This window comes from Marinobacter sp. JSM 1782161 (genome assembly GCF_011421605.1).
In the GTDB taxonomy this organism is placed as follows: Bacteria; Pseudomonadota; Gammaproteobacteria; order Pseudomonadales; family Oleiphilaceae; genus Marinobacter_A; species Marinobacter_A bohaiensis.
This window is the reverse complement of record NZ_WSSA01000002.1, coordinates 647,321-662,346: the sequence shown is the minus strand read 5'-3', so window position 1 is coordinate 662,346 and position 15,026 is coordinate 647,321. Positions and strand designations below refer to the sequence as shown.

Annotated in this window: 16 protein-coding genes and 1 tRNA gene; 5 read left to right on the top strand and 12 right to left on the bottom strand. The window is 64.2% G+C overall.

Features of this window, described 5'->3' with window-relative positions; all coding sequences use genetic code 11:
* Positions 1–8: 8 nt before the first annotated feature.
* The 5 genes from GQB00_RS02965 to GQB00_RS02945 form a co-directional block, all read right to left on the bottom strand.
* Positions 9–482, bottom strand: a complete 474-nt coding sequence (locus GQB00_RS02965) for an RES family NAD+ phosphorylase (protein ID WP_165855169.1) — start codon at positions 480–482, stop codon at positions 9–11.
* Positions 479–1,003, bottom strand: a complete 525-nt coding sequence (locus GQB00_RS02960; protein ID WP_165855168.1) for an antitoxin Xre/MbcA/ParS toxin-binding domain-containing protein — start codon at positions 1,001–1,003, stop codon at positions 479–481. The genes GQB00_RS02965 and GQB00_RS02960 overlap by 4 nt, the downstream gene beginning before the upstream one ends.
* Positions 1,004–1,101: 98 nt before the next feature.
* Entirely contained in the window at positions 1,102–1,959 is an 858-nt protein-coding gene (locus tag GQB00_RS02955; RefSeq protein WP_111496174.1) for an ion transporter, read from the bottom strand.
* A 70-nt stretch (positions 1,960–2,029) separates the two neighbouring features.
* Positions 2,030–2,476 carry a hypothetical protein gene (locus GQB00_RS02950; RefSeq protein ID WP_165855167.1) on the bottom strand — a complete coding sequence of 149 codons (447 nt, stop codon included), beginning with the start codon at positions 2,474–2,476 and terminating at the stop codon, positions 2,030–2,032.
* Positions 2,477–2,492: 16 nt separating this feature from the next.
* Positions 2,493–2,837 (bottom strand): hypothetical protein, encoded by a 345-nt coding sequence (locus tag GQB00_RS02945; RefSeq protein WP_165855166.1) that lies wholly within the window; start codon positions 2,835–2,837, stop codon positions 2,493–2,495.
* A 181-nt stretch (positions 2,838–3,018) separates the two neighbouring features.
* Here GQB00_RS02945 and GQB00_RS02940 point away from each other — a divergent pair, with 181 nt between their 5' ends.
* The 3 genes from GQB00_RS02940 (at position 3,019) to GQB00_RS02930 (ending at position 5,629) form a co-directional block, all read left to right on the top strand.
* Complete coding sequence (locus GQB00_RS02940; RefSeq protein WP_165855165.1) at positions 3,019–3,798, top strand: SDR family NAD(P)-dependent oxidoreductase; 780 nt, start codon at positions 3,019–3,021, stop codon at positions 3,796–3,798.
* A gap of 104 nt (positions 3,799–3,902) precedes the next feature.
* A complete protein-coding gene (locus GQB00_RS02935; protein WP_111496178.1) occupies positions 3,903–4,310 on the top strand; it encodes a hypothetical protein in 408 nt (135 codons plus the stop codon).
* A 77-nt stretch (positions 4,311–4,387) separates the two neighbouring features.
* Positions 4,388–5,629 (top strand): saccharopine dehydrogenase family protein, encoded by a 1,242-nt coding sequence (locus GQB00_RS02930; RefSeq protein WP_165855164.1) that lies wholly within the window; start codon positions 4,388–4,390, stop codon positions 5,627–5,629.
* A 15-nt stretch (positions 5,630–5,644) separates the two neighbouring features.
* On the opposite strand, the gene cydC is transcribed toward GQB00_RS02930, so the two are convergent.
* The 4 genes from cydC to GQB00_RS02910 are packed head-to-tail and all read right to left on the bottom strand — an operon-like array spanning position 5,645 to position 11,516.
* Positions 5,645–7,306: a thiol reductant ABC exporter subunit CydC gene (cydC, locus tag GQB00_RS02925; protein ID WP_165855163.1), complete on the bottom strand. Its 1,662-nt coding sequence runs from the start codon at positions 7,304–7,306 to the stop codon at positions 5,645–5,647.
* Positions 7,299–9,053: a thiol reductant ABC exporter subunit CydD gene (gene cydD / locus GQB00_RS02920; RefSeq protein WP_323127235.1), complete on the bottom strand. Its 1,755-nt coding sequence runs from the start codon at positions 9,051–9,053 to the stop codon at positions 7,299–7,301. The genes cydC and cydD overlap by 8 nt, the downstream gene beginning before the upstream one ends.
* Positions 9,037–10,038, bottom strand: a complete 1,002-nt coding sequence (cydB, locus tag GQB00_RS02915) for a cytochrome d ubiquinol oxidase subunit II (protein ID WP_111496181.1) — start codon at positions 10,036–10,038, stop codon at positions 9,037–9,039. The genes cydD and cydB overlap by 17 nt, the downstream gene beginning before the upstream one ends.
* Before the next feature lie 2 nt (positions 10,039–10,040).
* The gene (locus GQB00_RS02910; protein ID WP_165855162.1) at positions 10,041–11,516 is read right to left on the bottom strand and encodes a cytochrome ubiquinol oxidase subunit I; all 1,476 of its coding nucleotides are present in this window, start codon (positions 11,514–11,516) and stop codon (positions 10,041–10,043) included.
* A 258-nt stretch (positions 11,517–11,774) separates the two neighbouring features.
* Here GQB00_RS02910 and GQB00_RS02905 point away from each other — a divergent pair, with 258 nt between their 5' ends.
* Both GQB00_RS02905 and GQB00_RS02900 read left to right on the top strand, forming a co-directional pair.
* Complete coding sequence (locus GQB00_RS02905; RefSeq protein WP_165855161.1) at positions 11,775–12,425, top strand: class I SAM-dependent methyltransferase; 651 nt, start codon at positions 11,775–11,777, stop codon at positions 12,423–12,425.
* A gap of 101 nt (positions 12,426–12,526) precedes the next feature.
* Positions 12,527–12,613 (top strand) — tRNA-Leu (locus GQB00_RS02900).
* 90 nt (positions 12,614–12,703) lie between these two features.
* Here the strand turns inward: GQB00_RS02900 and GQB00_RS02895 are convergent.
* From GQB00_RS02895 to GQB00_RS02885, 3 genes are read right to left on the bottom strand one after another with little or no spacing between them, the layout of a single operon-like run.
* Positions 12,704–13,228: a DUF192 domain-containing protein gene (locus tag GQB00_RS02895; protein ID WP_165855160.1), complete on the bottom strand. Its 525-nt coding sequence runs from the start codon at positions 13,226–13,228 to the stop codon at positions 12,704–12,706.
* Positions 13,228–13,989 (bottom strand): ABC transporter permease, encoded by a 762-nt coding sequence (locus tag GQB00_RS02890; protein ID WP_165855159.1) that lies wholly within the window; start codon positions 13,987–13,989, stop codon positions 13,228–13,230. Before GQB00_RS02890 ends, GQB00_RS02895 begins: the two co-directional genes overlap by 1 nt.
* Entirely contained in the window at positions 13,986–14,912 is a 927-nt protein-coding gene (locus GQB00_RS02885; protein WP_111496186.1) for an ABC transporter ATP-binding protein, read from the bottom strand. The genes GQB00_RS02890 and GQB00_RS02885 overlap by 4 nt, the downstream gene beginning before the upstream one ends.
* Positions 14,913–15,026 lie beyond the last annotated feature (114 nt).

Below are 15,026 nucleotides of genomic sequence, written 5' to 3'. Positions count from 1 at the left end.
CCGGCGGATCAGTCGCTGTTGCGTGGGACCAGGCGCGGATCAAAATCCATCGGTATGGCCCGGGCGGCGGCGCTGACGGCTTTTGCCTCGGGGTGCTCGGGATTGAACAGGGCGTTGAATTGTTGCGGCACGACGCTGGAGCGAATGACCAGGGCTACAGCCGACTGCTGCTCAAGAAACGCGGTGCCGATGTCCTTCGTCGACGCCTGGGGTTCCAGGTCGTTCCAGTCCTGCGGGTAGTCCTCGTCGTCGAGGTACGCGATGAGCGTGTCCGGCACATCCACTTCGAGCAGGACGTAGTCCTTGAGCGAATCCTCGGACTTGAGGTGGACCAGGATTTCAAGCTGGGCGAGGGCGATGCTGTCCGCCAGATAGACCGCCGGATGGCCCTTGTCGTTCCACCGGCCCCCATAGAGCCGCGCACCTTCGCCGGAAAAGGCGGTGTCCCGGTGCCGGCTCTTGGTGATCCGGACGAACTTCATGAAAAGATGCCGTGCTCCAGGCGGCCGATCAGGTCCTTGACGACATTGCGGCCGGCCTCCAGTTCGATCAGCTCCATCGGCATTTTGTTACCCAGGGCCCGTTCCGGGGACTTGAGCCAGCGCCGGGCGGCGGCCTCGTTGCCTTCAAACAGCTTTAACGTGGCCGAGAAAATGTCCAGCAGCGCCACCGTGTGATCGGACAGGTCGGTGTCGAGCTTGCGCTCCTGACGGCGGCGGTCCAGGGTCCGCTCGGACACCCGCAGCAGCCGCGCCAGCTCCCGGTCGGAAATCGCCAGTTTGGCTTTCAGGCGCTCCAGGGTGGCGACGCCGACGCCCTTGCGAACCCGCGCGATGGAAGCCACGCCGCCCTTGGCCGCGCTCTTGCCGGAGCCGGCCGACGGCTTGATCACGAACTTGCCGGCGTTGGGGGCAAATTCCTCGGGCGAGACCCCGGCGGTCCCGCTTGCCTGTTTGCCGCCCGATGCGACGTTGCTTTCTTCCAGTTGCGCTTTACCCGTCATGTCAGCCTCCGCCATATGGCGAACTTGATGTCGTCATTTGTCATTGTACGCCGCTGCCGAGCGGTTAACAATTGAGCGGCTGCGCAAAAGCGCACGCGTCAGCCCCGATGCCGTTGCTCGCCGCCAGGATCGGCGGGCAGTCGGTTGTTCAGCATCTCCGTGAGACCGTTCAGCTGCTGCTGCACGTCGTCCAGCTTGCGGGCCATGTCGTCCCGTTCGCGGTGCGCCTGCTCGGCTTCGCGGCTGTTGTGCTCGGCGCTCATCACTTCCAGGATCACGCCGATCATCATGTTCAGGAACACGAACGCGGTCAGGAAGATGAACGTCAGGTAGAACAGCCAGCTCAGCGGGTAGGCCGACATGGTTTCGTACATGACGTCGGTCCAGTCCTCGAACGTCGCCACCCGGAACAGCGTCAGCATGGCCACCGCCACATCGCCCCAGAGCTCCTCGTTGATCCTGGCGAAGAACAGCGAGCCCATCGCGGCGTAGATGTAGAAGATGATGAACATCAGCAGGGCGATGTAGCCCATGCGCGGGATGGCCTTGAGCAGGGAGTTGATCAGGAAACGCAGCTCCGGCACTACCGACACCAGACGCAACACGCGGAACACCCGCAGCAGCCGGCCCAGCAATACGGCGTCGGAATTGTCCAGCGGCACCAGGCTGCCCACGACGACGATGGTGTCGAAGAGGTTCCAGCCGTCCAGCAGGAAGCGTTTTTTGTCCGGGTAGACGATGAACCGGAACACGATCTCCAGCAGGAAGAACACGGTGATCGCGCTGTCCAGGAACAGCAGCGACTGTTCGACCAGTTCCGGCAGATCATAGGTCTTGGCGCCGATGGTCAGTGCCGAGAGGATGATGATGGCAATGACCGACGTCTGGAACACTTTACTGGATTCGATGCGGCGCAGGCTTCCCAGCACCGATCGCAACTCCGTCGGGTACGGCATGGCGGACTGTCTCCGAAAAAACACGATGGTGCGGAATTCTAGGCAGTTCGTCGCCGAAGGAGAAGCCCGATCAGCGTTTGTCGCGAGGACGGCGCAGGCGGCCGCGGTTGATGCCGATGATGACGTTGGCCAGGGCATGGACGTGACGGTTGGCCACGCGGATGGAGCGGTAGACGGTGCGGGAGGTGCCGTCGTGGATTTCCCGGGCGCGCTGGCTGCGCTGGCGCACGACGTCGTTGGGGGCAAGCCGGTCGATGGCTTCGAACGTGGTGGTGGTGACCAGACGGTGCACGACCTCCACGGCGCTGGCGCCTTCTTCCACCGACTGTCGCAGCAGCCGGCGGCGGTTATCGGCCTCGATCCAGTCGAAGCGCCGGCGTTTGACGGGGGATTCGGCGGCCACCAGCGAGCGGCTGAGTCTGCCCAGCGCGCGTTCCTGCCGGTGCGCCTCACGTACGGCCAGGGCCAGTATCAGGGCCGTGGTCAGAACCAGGATCATCGTCGCCAGAGTCATCATTGATCGCGGGCTCCTGTCACCGGTATTCCACGTTCATTTCCGCCTCGATGCCCCGGGAGGTCAGCTCGGCACCCACTTCGCGCATGACTTCCTGATAAACCCGGCGGCTGATCATGTTGGGCATGTGGTCGGCCATGATGCGCGCCGAACGGGATTCCCGCCGGGCCACACTCAGCGGGTCCAGCACCCGTACGGTCAGCACCAGGTAGGGCTCTTCCAGGCTCTCGTCCAGCGGCTGCCCCAGGGCGGCGATACGCTCCCGGGCGTCTTCGAGCAGGCGCGCCTGTTGGCGCAGCCGGAAAAACAGCAGGGCTGCGACGACGGTGAGCGCCAGGACACACAGGAAGAGAAAGACCGTCAAACCGTGACCTCCATGCTGTTATTCCCCCACATTCATGGCTTGCTGTGTTCACTCCGCACCCGTTACATGACAGGGTACGCAGGCACAGTGTGAGTTACCGGGGCGGCCTTGCGATTGGCCGAACTGCCGTTTCACACCTGCATTCCCGGAAATCCAACAGGCCGTTGAGAAGGAACCCGCCATGCCCCGAACCGCTCTCGTCACCGGCGCCTCCGCCGGAATCGGCGAACGCTTTGCCCACCGCCTCGCGGAGGCCGGATACGACCTGATTCTCACCGCCCGCCGGGAAGACCGGCTCAACGCGCTGGCGCAAACGCTCAGCGAGCGGTTTGCGGCCCGGTGCACGGTCATTCCGACAGATCTCGCCGAGCCCGCCCACGTACAGGCGCTGCTGGACACGCTGGACCGGGACGATTTGCAGGTGGACTTCCTGGTCAACAACGCTGGCTTCGCCGCCCGCACCAGTCTGGTGGCCAGCGACTGGGCGACGCTGCAGCGGGAAATCCAGGTCATGGTGTCCGCGCCGACAGAGCTTATGATACGCCTGGGCCAACGCATGGTGGAACGTGGTTATGGAAACATTGTCAATGTAGCGTCACTGGCCGCGTTTGCACCGCCACCGTCGGGCATGCTTTATACCGGGATCAAACGCTACCTGCTGGACGTCTCGCAAAGCGCCGACATGGAATTCCGGCGTTCGGGCGTCCGCGTCACGGCGTTGTGCCCGGGCTTCACATACACTGAGTTCCACGATGTCCAGGGAACCCGGGAGCAGGTGAGCCGCCTGCCGGGTATTTTCTGGCAGGATGCGGACGCGGTGGCCCGGATCGGATTGCAGGCCGCGCTGGCGGGTAAGGCCGTGTGTGTGCCGGGGCGCTTCAATCGTGTGCTGGCCGCCGTATGCGATGCGTTGCCGGCGTTTGCCCGGTATCAGCTGGGTCGGCGCGGCCGGATATACTGAGCCACCTGGGCTGCCCATGCGTACGTGCAGCTCTAGGTGCTTTGCGAACACACTGAACGGATAACGCACCGAAAACCGGGAACCATCAACAGAGGAAAGCAGGCATGGAATGGATCAAGGCCTTTATCGCGGGCGTACTGGCAACGCTGATCTTTCACCAGGGGTTGTTCAGCGTCTTTTACCTCGCGGGTGTGGTGCCGGCAGAACCCTATAACCTGGCGCCGGTGCCGCCGCTGGGCGTGCCGTCGGTCCTGTCGCTGGCCTTCTTCGGCGGGCTGTGGGCGATTCCGATCTGGGCGCTGATCCGTCACCTCAAGCCCTGGCCGCACTGGAGCCTCGCCGTGCTGCTTGGCGCCATCGGCCCGACGGCGGTCGCCATGCTGGTCGTCTTCCCCCTCAAAGGCATTCCCGTGACGCCCCAGACCTGGGTCGGCGGCCTCATCCTGAACGGTTTCTGGGGGCTGGGCGTGGCGCTGTTCATGAAGATCATGGTGGTCCGCAAGATTTGGTGAGGAAGGTCTGAAAAAATCGTTAAAACAGAAAGATAAAAAATAACTTCAAGTCATAGATGACAGGAGATGAACGCATTATGAGCGAGAAAGCTTTCGACATTGTGGTCTTCGGGGCCACCAGTTTCGTCGGCCAGATCCTGAGCCGTTACCTGATGCAGCAGTACGGCGTGGACGGCGAACTGAAATGGGCCATCGCCGGTCGTTCCGAGCCCAAGCTGGTGACGCTGAAATCGAGCCTGGGCGACGCCGCCAAGGAGCTGCCGGTGGTCGTGGCCGACGCCTCGGACGAGGCCTCGCTGGCCAACATGTGCGCCCGCACCCGGGTGGTGATCTCCACCGTCGGCCCTTACGCGCTCTACGGCGAGCCCCTGGTACGGGCGTGCGTCGAGGCCGGCGTGGACTATTGTGACCTGACCGGCGAAGTGCAGTGGATCCGCCGTATGGTGCAGCAGTACGAAGCCCGGGCCAAGGAAACCGGCGCCCGCATCGTGCACTGCTGCGGCTTTGATTCGATTCCCTCGGACCTGGGCGTGTATTTCCTGCAGCAACAGGCGCAGCAGCGGTTCGGTACGCCGTGCAACACCGTGAAGATGCGGGTCAAGGTGGCCAAGGGCGGCATGTCGGGCGGCACCGTGGCCAGCCTGGTCAACGTCACCAAGGAAGCGCTGGCCGATCCCGCACTGCGCAAGGAACTGGCCAACCCGTATTCGATCTGCCCGCCCGAGTTCCGACCGAAGCTTCGTCAGCACAACGTCAAGGCCGCGGAATACGACGAGGATTACGGCGCCTGGACCGCGCCGTTCATCATGAGCGCCATCAATACACGGGTCGTGCATCGCACCAACGCCCTGACCGGCGCCGCCTACGGTAGCGAATTCGGCTACGACGAAGCCATGCTGACCGGGCGCGGCCTGAAAGGGCGGGCAACGGCGCTGGGCATCGCCGCCGGCCTGGGTGGCTTCATGGCGGCCACGGCGATCAGGCCGGCCCGCTGGGCCCTGGAGAAGTTCGTGCTGCCCAAACCGGGCGAAGGACCCAGCCCCAAGGCCCAGGAAGAAGGGTTCTACGATCTGCGCTTCGTCGGCATTTCCGAGAAAGGCAAGCTGATCCGCACCAAGGTGACCGGCGATCGCGACCCCGGCTATGGCTCCACCGGCAAGATGCTGGGTGAGGCGGCCATGTGCCTGGCTTTCGACATTGACGCCAGCGAGCGCCAGGCCGGCGGTTTCTGGACACCGGCATCGCTGCTCGGCCAACCGCTGCTCGATCGCCTGACCGCCAAGGCCGGGCTCACGTTCGAGGTCATCGACGGCAAATAGCCCACGGCTGGGCGTTCACGCGCCCGGCGGATTCACCGGGATCGTCCGGTGCATGGGCGGCAGGGCGTTGGCATCGTGGGCGAGTCCGACCACGGTCCTGCCGCTCAGCTCAATGGCCAGGGCGGCGGAGACTTTCTCCGCGGTGCCGCGATCCAGTCCGGTGAAGGGCTCATCCAGAATCACGATCGGCGCCTCCAGCAACAGCGTGCGCGCCAGGGCCACCCGGCGGGCCTCGCCGCCGGACAGTTGCCGCCCGGCTTCACCCACCCAGGTCATCAGCCCCAGCGGCCAGCTGTCCACCGCTTCAGCCAGATGCACCACTTCCAGCACATGCCAGATCTCGCCCGCGGTCACGTCCGGCCGCGCCATCTTCAGGTTATCCAGTAAGGTCCCGTTGAACAGGTGGGTTTTCTGTGTCAGGTAGGCCACGCCACGCCGGGATCCCAGGCCGTCCATAGGCCAGCAGACCTGGCCGTTCACCAGGATCTCGCCGTCGTCCGGCGTCAGCAGGCCCGCCGCCAGATCCGCCAGGGTGGACTTGCCGCTGCCGGAGGTGCCGATCAGCCCCACGTGATCGCCGGGTTCGAGCGCCAGATCGAACTGGCGGAAAAGCGGTCCGCTTTCGCCATGGGCGTAGGACACCTGGCGCCAGGCCAGCTCGCCGGGGTGCTCGAACAGCAGCGAACGCGACGTCTCCGGTGTTTCATTCTTCACTTCATTGTTGAGGCGCCGGGCCGACGCCACTGTGCCGCCAAAGTCCGCGTACGCCGGCGGCAGGGCGGTGAAGATTTCGCCCAGCCCGAGCACGGCCAGCGCCACCAGAATCGCCACAGGCCCGGTGACCGTTTGCGCCTCGAAGGCAATCAAACCCATCACCAGTGCGAGCAATGAGGCACCCTGCAGCACCCAGGTCACCAGGCCCTGGGCGCGCGCCACTGAGCGCTCGGACGCGTACTGCGGCCCCATCATGCGATCGTCGTCGGCCATCAGTCGACTGTGCTGCACGCCCAGCAGGCCGGCGGCCCGCAGCTCGGCCTGGCCTTCGACGGTGTCGATCAGGTGGCCGCGCAGGGCCTCCAGATCGTCAACCCGCCGCGCGCTGCGCCGCCGGTTGGACAGCGCCAGGAAGGCCGTCACGGTCACGCCCAGCGCCAGCAGGATCAACGCCAGATACAGAGCCAGGGCCTGGCTGACCAGCAACGCCAGCGCCGCGACGCCGGCAATCGCCACGACGCCCACGCCCACCGGCGCCAGCAGCCGGAGGTAGAGGTTGTCGAGGGCGTCGATGTCCTGCACCATCCGGCTGAGCCGGTCCGAGGCGCGGCTGAACAGGTGTTCGTGGGGCAACTGCCGGGATAGCGTGGCGAACAGTCGCACGCGCAGATCGGCCAGCAGCCGCAGCACCGTATCGTGGTTGAACACCCGCTCCACGTAGCGGGCGACCGTGCGGGTGATCGCGAAGGCGCGAATACCGCCGCCGGGTGCGTAAATGTCCAGCGTTGCCTTGATACCCAGAGCCAGCAGGCCGCCGGTAATGGCCGACGCCGTCAGGAACCAGCCCGACAGGGCCAGCAGGCCGATGGCGGACAGCACCGTCAGCAGGATCAGCAGTCCGCCCACGAACAGTCGCCCGCGCCGTTTCAGGACCAGCTTGAGCCAGGGCCAGAGATCACGCATCGGCCACGCCTCCCTTCTCGACGCGGATCACCCGATCCGCCATCGCCAGCAGGGCCGGGTGGTGGCTGGCCATGACCAGGGTGCGGCCATCCTGCGCCAGTGTTTTGAGGGCATCGATCACTTCGGCTTCACTCTCCTCGTCGAGGCCGGCGGTGGGTTCGTCCAGGATCACCAGTGGGTAATCCGCCAGGAAAATGCGGGCCAATGCCAGACGCCGCCGCTGACCGCCGGACAGACCCGCGCCGCCTTCGGAGACCGGGGCGTTCAGTCCCTGCGGGTGGTCGTCCACCAGGGGCCGCAGGCCGGCCCGGTTCAGGGCGTCCAACAGCGCGCTGTCGTCGGCCTTGGGGGCCACGATGCGCAGGTTGTCTGCCCAGCTCCCGGTCATCAGGAAGGGCGACTGCCCAAGCCAGCCGAACGGCCGGGCCCCGGGCGCTTCGTCAAAAACCCGCACATCGCCCGCGTCCGGTTCGACGAAACCGGCGATCAGGTGGAGCAGGGTGGACTTGCCGCTGCCGGAAGGGCCTTCCAGCCCGATCACCGAACCGGCGTCCAGCGTCAGCGACAGGTTGCGGAACAGCGGCGGGCGATCCGGGAAGGCCAGGGACACGTGGTCCAGCCTGATGCCCGCCGCCGCGACCGGCTGGCTCTGGCTGGGCCGCACGGGCTTCGGAGCGACGCCTTCCTGCGCGTTCAGGCGTTGCAGCAGGCTGTCCGCCGCGCCCAGGGCCGAGGCGCGATCGTGATAATGCTGGGACAGCTGGCGCAACGGCTGAAAGAACTCGGGCGCCAGCAGCAGAATGAACAGTCCGGTGAACAGGGTCAGCTCGGCGGCGCCGCCGAAGTCGATGTAACCCAGCAGGCCGAAGCCGATGTACATGGCGATCACCGCGATGGCGACCGAGGAAAAGAACTCGAGCACTGCGGAGGACAGGAAGGCGATCCGCAGGGTCTTCATGTTCACGCGGCGATACCGGTCGCTGACCTCGGCCACCTCGTGGGTGGCCTTCTCGGTCTGGCCGAACAGCTGCAGCGTGGTGAGCCCACGCAGGCGATCCAGGAAATGCGCTGACAGCCGGCCCAGTGTCTCGAAATGCTGGCGGTTCAGGTGCTCCGCGCCCATGCCCACGAGCGCCATGAACAGCGGAATCAGCGGTGCGGACAGCAACAGGAAGCCGGCGGCAATGCCATCCATCGACAAAACCACCAGCAGGATCAGCAGCGGCACCAGCACCGAAAGCACCATCTGCGGCAGGAACCGGGCGAAATAGCCGTGCAGCGCTTCCACTTGCTCCAGCCACTCGCTGGCCAGGGTGGCGGCGCTGGTCCGGGACAGGCCGACCGGCCCCAGCGACTGCCAGCGGCGTAGCAGATCCTGCCGCACACGCTGACGAATGATGCGGCTGGAGGCCGCCGCAGCGTTGTCCCGCAGAATCTGGAAGCCGCCGCGCAGGGCAATGGCCAGCAGGATGCCGCCGACAATGGGGAAAGCCGTTTCCATGGGAACGTGGTCGGTGATGACCTGGGCCGCGAGCCAGGCGGTCAGGCCCAGTTGAACGATCATGGCGATGGCCGCGGCCATCCCGCCAATCACCGCCAGGCGTACCTGGGGTCGGGCATCGGCGGCCAGCTCGTTCAGCCAGCGCCGGGCTGCACGCTGCCGTTCCCGAGGGATCGAAGCATCACCCCCGGCGCGGGCGCCGGAGGTGGTCTGAGTGTCCGCCGTTGCCTCAGTGGTAGCCGACACCGGCCTTCACCTTGCCGCGGAATACCCAGTAGGACCATGCCGTGTACATCAGCACGATAGGAATGACGAACAGCACACCCAGTAGCAGGAAGAGCTGGGATTCCGGCGCGGAGGCGGCGTCCCACAGGGTGTACTCGGGCGGCACCACGTAGGGCCAGCGGCTGGCCAGCAGGCCCAGGTAGGTGAAGCCGAACATTCCCATGGTGGCGACGAACGGCATGCCTTCGCTGCGTTTGCCCACGTGGCGGAAGATCTGGAAGGCGCAGAACAGGGCCAGCGCCGGGAAGATCCAGATCACCTCGATGGTGGAGAACCAGCGGTCACGCACCAGCTCGTCGACGAACGGGGTCCACACACTGACGATCGCGAACACCACCAGCACCGCCAACAGCAGCGGGCGGGTGATCTTGTAGGCCCATTCCTGGATATAGCCCTCGGACTTGAGGATCAGCCAGGTGCTGCCCAGCAGCGCGTAGCCGGCCATCAGCCCCAGGCCGGTGAGCACGGTGAACGGCGTGAGCCAGTCCAGCGCGCCGCCCACGTAGACGCCGTTCTGGGTCTCAAACCCCTGGATGTAGGCGCCCACGACGCAGCCCTGGGCGAACGACGCCACCATGGAGCCGCCGGCGAACGCCCAGTTCCACAGATAGCGGGAAGTGCGCGCCTTGAAGCGGAACTCGAACGCCACGCCCCGGAAGATCAGCCCCGCCAACAGCAGGAACACGCCGATGTAGAGCGCCGGCAGGAAGATCGAGTAGACCAGCGGGAAGGCGGCCAGCAGACCGGCACCGCCCAGCACCAGCCAGGTCTCGTTGCCGTCCCACACCGGGGCGACCGAGTTCATCATCACGTCCCGTGCCTGCTCGTCCGGCGCGAACGGAAAGAGGATGCCGAGGCCCAGGTCGAAGCCGTCCATGAGCACGTACATGATCACACCAAAGCCGATAATCACGGCCCAGATCAGGGGCAGGTCCAACATTGCCATGATTAGTGGCCTCCTTTGTTCAGGGGAGTGGCGTCAAAATCGCGGTCTTTGCCGGGGTTATCCTTGCCCGGCCCGTCTTTGCCAGGATAGTCACCGGACTCGAAGGTAACGTGCGCGGCGGACAACGGACGCATGGGCCGGTCGTGTTCCTCGTCGACCTGATCCTCGTCCTCCAGACCCATCTGCAGCACCCGGAACAGGTAATAGACGCCCGCAGTGAACACCATCGCGTAGACCACGATGTAGCCGATCAGCGTGAACAGGGCCATGCCGCCGGTCAGCGACGGGGTGACCGCCTCGGCCTGGGTCATCATGCCGTAGACCAGCCAGGGCGCGCGGCCCACTTCGGTCACAAACCAGCCGGACAGCACCGCCAGGAAGGGCGCCACACTCATGAATCGCAGCCCCTGCAGGTACCAGCGGGTGCTGTACAGCTTGCCGGTGATCCGCAGTGCCAGGCCGCCGAGACCGAACAGGATCATCAGCATGCCCATGGCCACCATGACCCGGAAGCTCCAGAACACGATCCATACCGGCGGCTGCTCGTCAGGGGGCGATTCCTTGAGACCCGGCACCACGCCGTTCCAGTCGTGGGTCAGGATCAGGCTCGCCATATGGGGGATACCGATTTCCACCAGGTTGCTCTGGGTGTCGTTATCCGGCCAGGCAAACAGCAGCAGAGGGACGTCCGCCTGGGTTTCCCAGTTGGCTTCCATGGCCGCCACCTTGGTGGGCTGGTGCTCCAGCGTGTTGAGGCCGTGGAAGTCGCCCACGACGGCCTGCGCCGGCGCGAGGAACAGGATCAGCCACAGACACATGGACAGCGCCTTACGGTTGGCTTCCACCTCGCGCCTGAGCAGCAGGTACCAGGCGCTGACGCCCGCCACGACGAAGCTGCCGGTGAGGAACGACGCCATCACCATGTGAGTAAAGCGGTAGGGGAAAGAGGGATTAAAGATTGCTTCGGACCAGGACAGCACGTGGAACATGCCATCGCGGAACTCCACGCCCTGCGGCGTCTGCATCCAGCTGTTGGCCACCAGGATCCAGAATGCCGAGATAAAGGTCCCCAGCGCCACCATCAGGGCCGAGAACAGGTGAACGCCGGGCGGCACCTTGTCGCGCCCGAACAGCAGCACCCCGAGGAAGCCCGCCTCCAGGAAGAAGGCCGTGACCACCTCATAACTCAGCAGCGGCCCGATGAAGTTGGCCGACGCCTGCGAGAAGTTGCTCCAGTTGGTGCCGAACTGGAACGACATCACGATGCCGGAGACCACCCCCATGCCGAACACCACGGCGAAGACTTTCGTCCAGAACGCGGAAAGCTTTTCCCAGGCGGGATTCTGGGTGCGGTAGAACAGTCCTTCCAGGACCGCTATGTACGACGCCAGACCGATCGTGAAAACCGGGAATATGGCGTGAAACGAGACGACGAATGCAAACTGGATTCTCGACAGGAGTATCGGATCAAGATCCACGGGGACCTCCGGCACAATGGGTAGTTATGGCAAACCAGGACGGGCTGGAACTGCCGCTCAAACGAATACAAAATGCCATCTGAGGAGTTGTTGTAACCGGCATTGGATAGGATCGAAGCAGGGCACATTCCCCCGGCTTCTGAAGAGCTCGTTCAGCCTACCTGTCGTGTTGTCTTACGCATTGATACAAATCAAGAACATGAACTTCAATGAGGTCAAAGACATCCTCAATATTAGTGTGCAATTTGGAGGCGTCCAATGTCGCTCTACGAATCTCATGTCCTGCCTCATCTGATCAACTGTGCCTGCAGCATCGGGCCCATCATGAAACTGCGTCAGCAGGTGGTGCCCCAGTGCCGCGGCACGGTGCTCGAAGTGGGCATGGGATCGGGGGTAAATCTCCCGTACTACCATCCCGACAGGGTGGACCGAGTATGGGGCCTGGAGCCGTCCGAAGGGATGCGACGGATTGCCGCAGAGAACGTCGCGCGGGCGCCGGTCGACGTGCAATGGCTGGATCTGCCGGGCGAACGGATTCCGTTGGCGGACAACAGCGTTGACACCGTGCTGCTGACCTTCACCCTGTGCACCATTCCCGACTGGCACCGTGCGCTGCACCAGATGGCCCGCGTCCTCAAGCCTGACGGCCAGCTCCTGTTCTGCGAACACGGCCGCGCCCCGGACCCGGGCGTACGCCGCTGGCAGGACCGCATCAATCCTCTCTGGATGCCTATCGCCGGTGGCTGCCACCTGAACCGGCCCATTAACCGCCTGATCGAGCAGGCCGGCTTCCGGATCGAGCGTATGAACACCCAATACCTCAAGAAGGCGCCGCGCATTGCGGGCTATGTCTATGACGGCGTGGCAGTGACGTGCCAGGATAGGGACGCAAGGCAGAAGGAGAGGTGAATGCCTAGGGAAAGCGTGCAGAAAACGCTCAATTTTGACGGTAAGATTGCGATCCCAGACAGCTACTTATACAATCCCCGCCTCCTTTCAGCACTCCCTCTGCCCGGGTGGTGAAATTGGTAGACACTGGAGACTTAAAATCTCTTGACCGCTAGGTCGTGCCGGTTCGAGCCCGGCCCCGGGCACCACTTTTAGATCCAGCCCTTACGCACAAATAAGGCGAGCGCTTTTTCAGTGCGTGGCCAAATAACGGTCGCAGGCTATCCGCGACGCGTCGATCAGGCAGCCTCAGGCAACTGAACCGGGCAGCTCTCATCGCTGGCGACCTGGATCACCCGATCCCCAACCAGAACCTGCTGCTCCCGAAAGAATCCCTGGTTCATTTCCAGTGCCCAGACGTGCTCTGCTCCAGCCGGGTAGGTTGGGCAGCGGCTGGGGTTGTCGGCGGTGCAGGGGAGCATTTTGCGGATGGCTTTGATTTCGCCGGTCTGGTCGATGTAGGCGATGTCCAGCGGGATGAAGGTGCGGTACATCCAGAAGGTGGCGTCGGCGGCGCGAGGCTGTTTGTAGACGAACAGCATGCCGTGGTCGGCGGGGAGGGACTCGCGGCCCATCAGGCCGCGTTCGCGTTGGGACGGGGTGACCGCCAATTCCACCGTAATGGGCACCACGCCCTTGCGGGATTCGAGGCACAGGCGCGCGGTTTCCAGCGCCTGCTCGGTTTCGGCGGTGGCGCGGCAGCCGACGAGGGCGATTTGGGTGGCCACCAGAAAACCCGTCCAGACAAACAGTCGCTTCATCATCAGCTTCTCAGGCGGTAGCCGGTCTTGAAGATGTAGGCGATGATGCCGATGCAGATAATCAGGAACAGGAAGGTCATGCCCGCGCTGACCACCACGTTCACGTCGGATATGCCGTAGAACGCCCAGCGGAATCCGCTGATCAGGTAGACCACCGGGTTGAACAGGGTGATGGTCTGCCAGATCGACGGCAGCATGCTGATGGAATAGAAGGTGCCGCCCAGGAACACCAGCGGGGTGACGATCATCAGCGGGACGATCTGCAGCTTCTCGAAGCTGTCCGCCCAGATGCCGATGATGAAGCCGAGCAGGCTGAAAGTGATGGCCGTCAAAACCAGGAACAGGAACATCCACACCGGGTGGTCAATGCTGTAATCCACGAACAGGCGGGCGGTGGCGAGGATGATCAGCCCCAGGATCACAGACTTGGTGGCCGCCGCGCCCACGTAGCCGACCACAACCTCCACGTACGACACAGGCGCCGATAGCACCTCGTAGATGGTGCCGGAGAATTTGGGCATGTAGATGCCGAAGGAGGCGTTGGAGATGCTCTGCATCAGCAGCGACAGCATGATCAGGCCGGGGATGATGAAGGCACCGTAGCTGACGCCGTCGATGTCGCCCATGCGGGAGCCGATGGCGGAGCCGAATACCACGAAGTAGAGCGAGGTGGAGATGACCGGCGACAGCACGCTCTGCATGAGGGTGCGCCACATGCGGGCCATTTCGAATTTGTAGATTGCGCGTATGCCGTGGGTGTTCATGAGTTCGCCTTCACCAGGTTGACGAAAATATCTTCCAGGGAGCTTTCCCGGGTGCGCAGGTCCTTGAAGTCCATACCCTGTTCGGCGAGCCGGCGGAGCAGGGTGGCGATGCCGGTGCGTTCTTCGGCGGTGTCGAAGGTGTAGACCAGCTCGCTGCCGTCGTCGGACAGTTCCAGGTCCAGATCCGACAGCCCCTCGGGCACGGCCTCCAGCGGGGCCTGCAGGTGCAGCCGCAGCTCCTTCTTGCCGAGCTGGCGCATCAGGGCGTTCTTCTCTTCCACCAGGATCAGCTGGCCCTGGCTGATCACGCCGATGCGATCGGCCATTTCCTCGGCTTCTTCGATGTAGTGCGTGGTCAGGATGATGGTCACGCCGTTCTCACGCAGGCCGCGCACCATCTCCCACATTTCCCGGCGCAGCTCCACGTCGACCCCGGCGGTGGGCTCGTCCAGGAACAGGATCTGCGGCTCGTGGGACAGGGCCTTGGCGATCATCACCCGGCGTTTCATGCCGCCGGACAGCGCCATGATACGGGAGTCGCGCTTGTCCCACAGGGACAGGTCCTTGAGCACCTTCTCGATGTGCGCGTCGTTGGGCGCCTTGCCGAACAGGCCGCGGCTGAAGCAGACGGTGTCCCACACGGTCTCGAAGGCGTCTGTGTTCAGTTCCTGGGGCACCAGGCCGATTTTGGAACGGGCCGCGCGGTAGTCGCGCACGATGTCGTGGCCGTCGGCCAGCACGGTGCCGCTGGTGTGGTTGACCAGGCCGCAGATGATGCTGATCAGCGTGGTTTTGCCCGCGCCGTTGGGCCCCAGCAGGGCAAAGATCTCACCCCGGTTGATGTCCAGGTTGATGTCTTTCAGGGCCTGGTGGCCCGAGGCGTAGGTCTTGTAGACGTTCCTGACGGAAATATCCGGATGCACGCGCGCTCCTGTCTCGGCTGGGGCAACCGTCAACGCTCGTTGCCTGACTGGAATGGAAAGGGTGACCGGCCCTTGGCGGGCAGTCGGCCATTCTAAACGATTCGTAAGCCATCG

Excerpts from the sequence above, each read along its gene's own strand:
- GQB00_RS02930 (WP_165855164.1), top strand. The coding sequence starts at position 4,388 with ATGAGCGAGAAAGCTTTCGACATTGTGGTCTTCGGGGCCACCAGTTTC.
- GQB00_RS02960 (WP_165855168.1), bottom strand. The coding sequence starts at position 1,003 with ATGACGGGTAAAGCGCAACTGGAAGAAAGCAACGTCGCATCGGGCGGC.
- cydC (WP_165855163.1), bottom strand. The coding sequence starts at position 7,306 with ATGCGTGATCTCTGGCCCTGGCTCAAGCTGGTCCTGAAACGGCGCGGG.
- GQB00_RS02950 (WP_165855167.1), bottom strand. The coding sequence starts at position 2,476 with ATGATGACTCTGGCGACGATGATCCTGGTTCTGACCACGGCCCTGATA.
- GQB00_RS02895 (WP_165855160.1), bottom strand. The coding sequence starts at position 13,228 with ATGATGAAGCGACTGTTTGTCTGGACGGGTTTTCTGGTGGCCACCCAA.
- GQB00_RS02955 (WP_111496174.1), bottom strand. The coding sequence starts at position 1,959 with ATGCCGTACCCGACGGAGTTGCGATCGGTGCTGGGAAGCCTGCGCCGC.
- GQB00_RS02890 (WP_165855159.1), bottom strand. The coding sequence starts at position 13,989 with ATGAACACCCACGGCATACGCGCAATCTACAAATTCGAAATGGCCCGC.
- GQB00_RS02935 (WP_111496178.1), top strand. The coding sequence starts at position 3,903 with ATGGAATGGATCAAGGCCTTTATCGCGGGCGTACTGGCAACGCTGATC.
- GQB00_RS02905 (WP_165855161.1), top strand. The coding sequence starts at position 11,775 with ATGTCGCTCTACGAATCTCATGTCCTGCCTCATCTGATCAACTGTGCC.
- cydB (WP_111496181.1), bottom strand. The coding sequence starts at position 10,038 with ATGGCAATGTTGGACCTGCCCCTGATCTGGGCCGTGATTATCGGCTTT.
- GQB00_RS02940 (WP_165855165.1), top strand. The coding sequence starts at position 3,019 with ATGCCCCGAACCGCTCTCGTCACCGGCGCCTCCGCCGGAATCGGCGAA.
- GQB00_RS02965 (WP_165855169.1), bottom strand. The coding sequence starts at position 482 with ATGAAGTTCGTCCGGATCACCAAGAGCCGGCACCGGGACACCGCCTTT.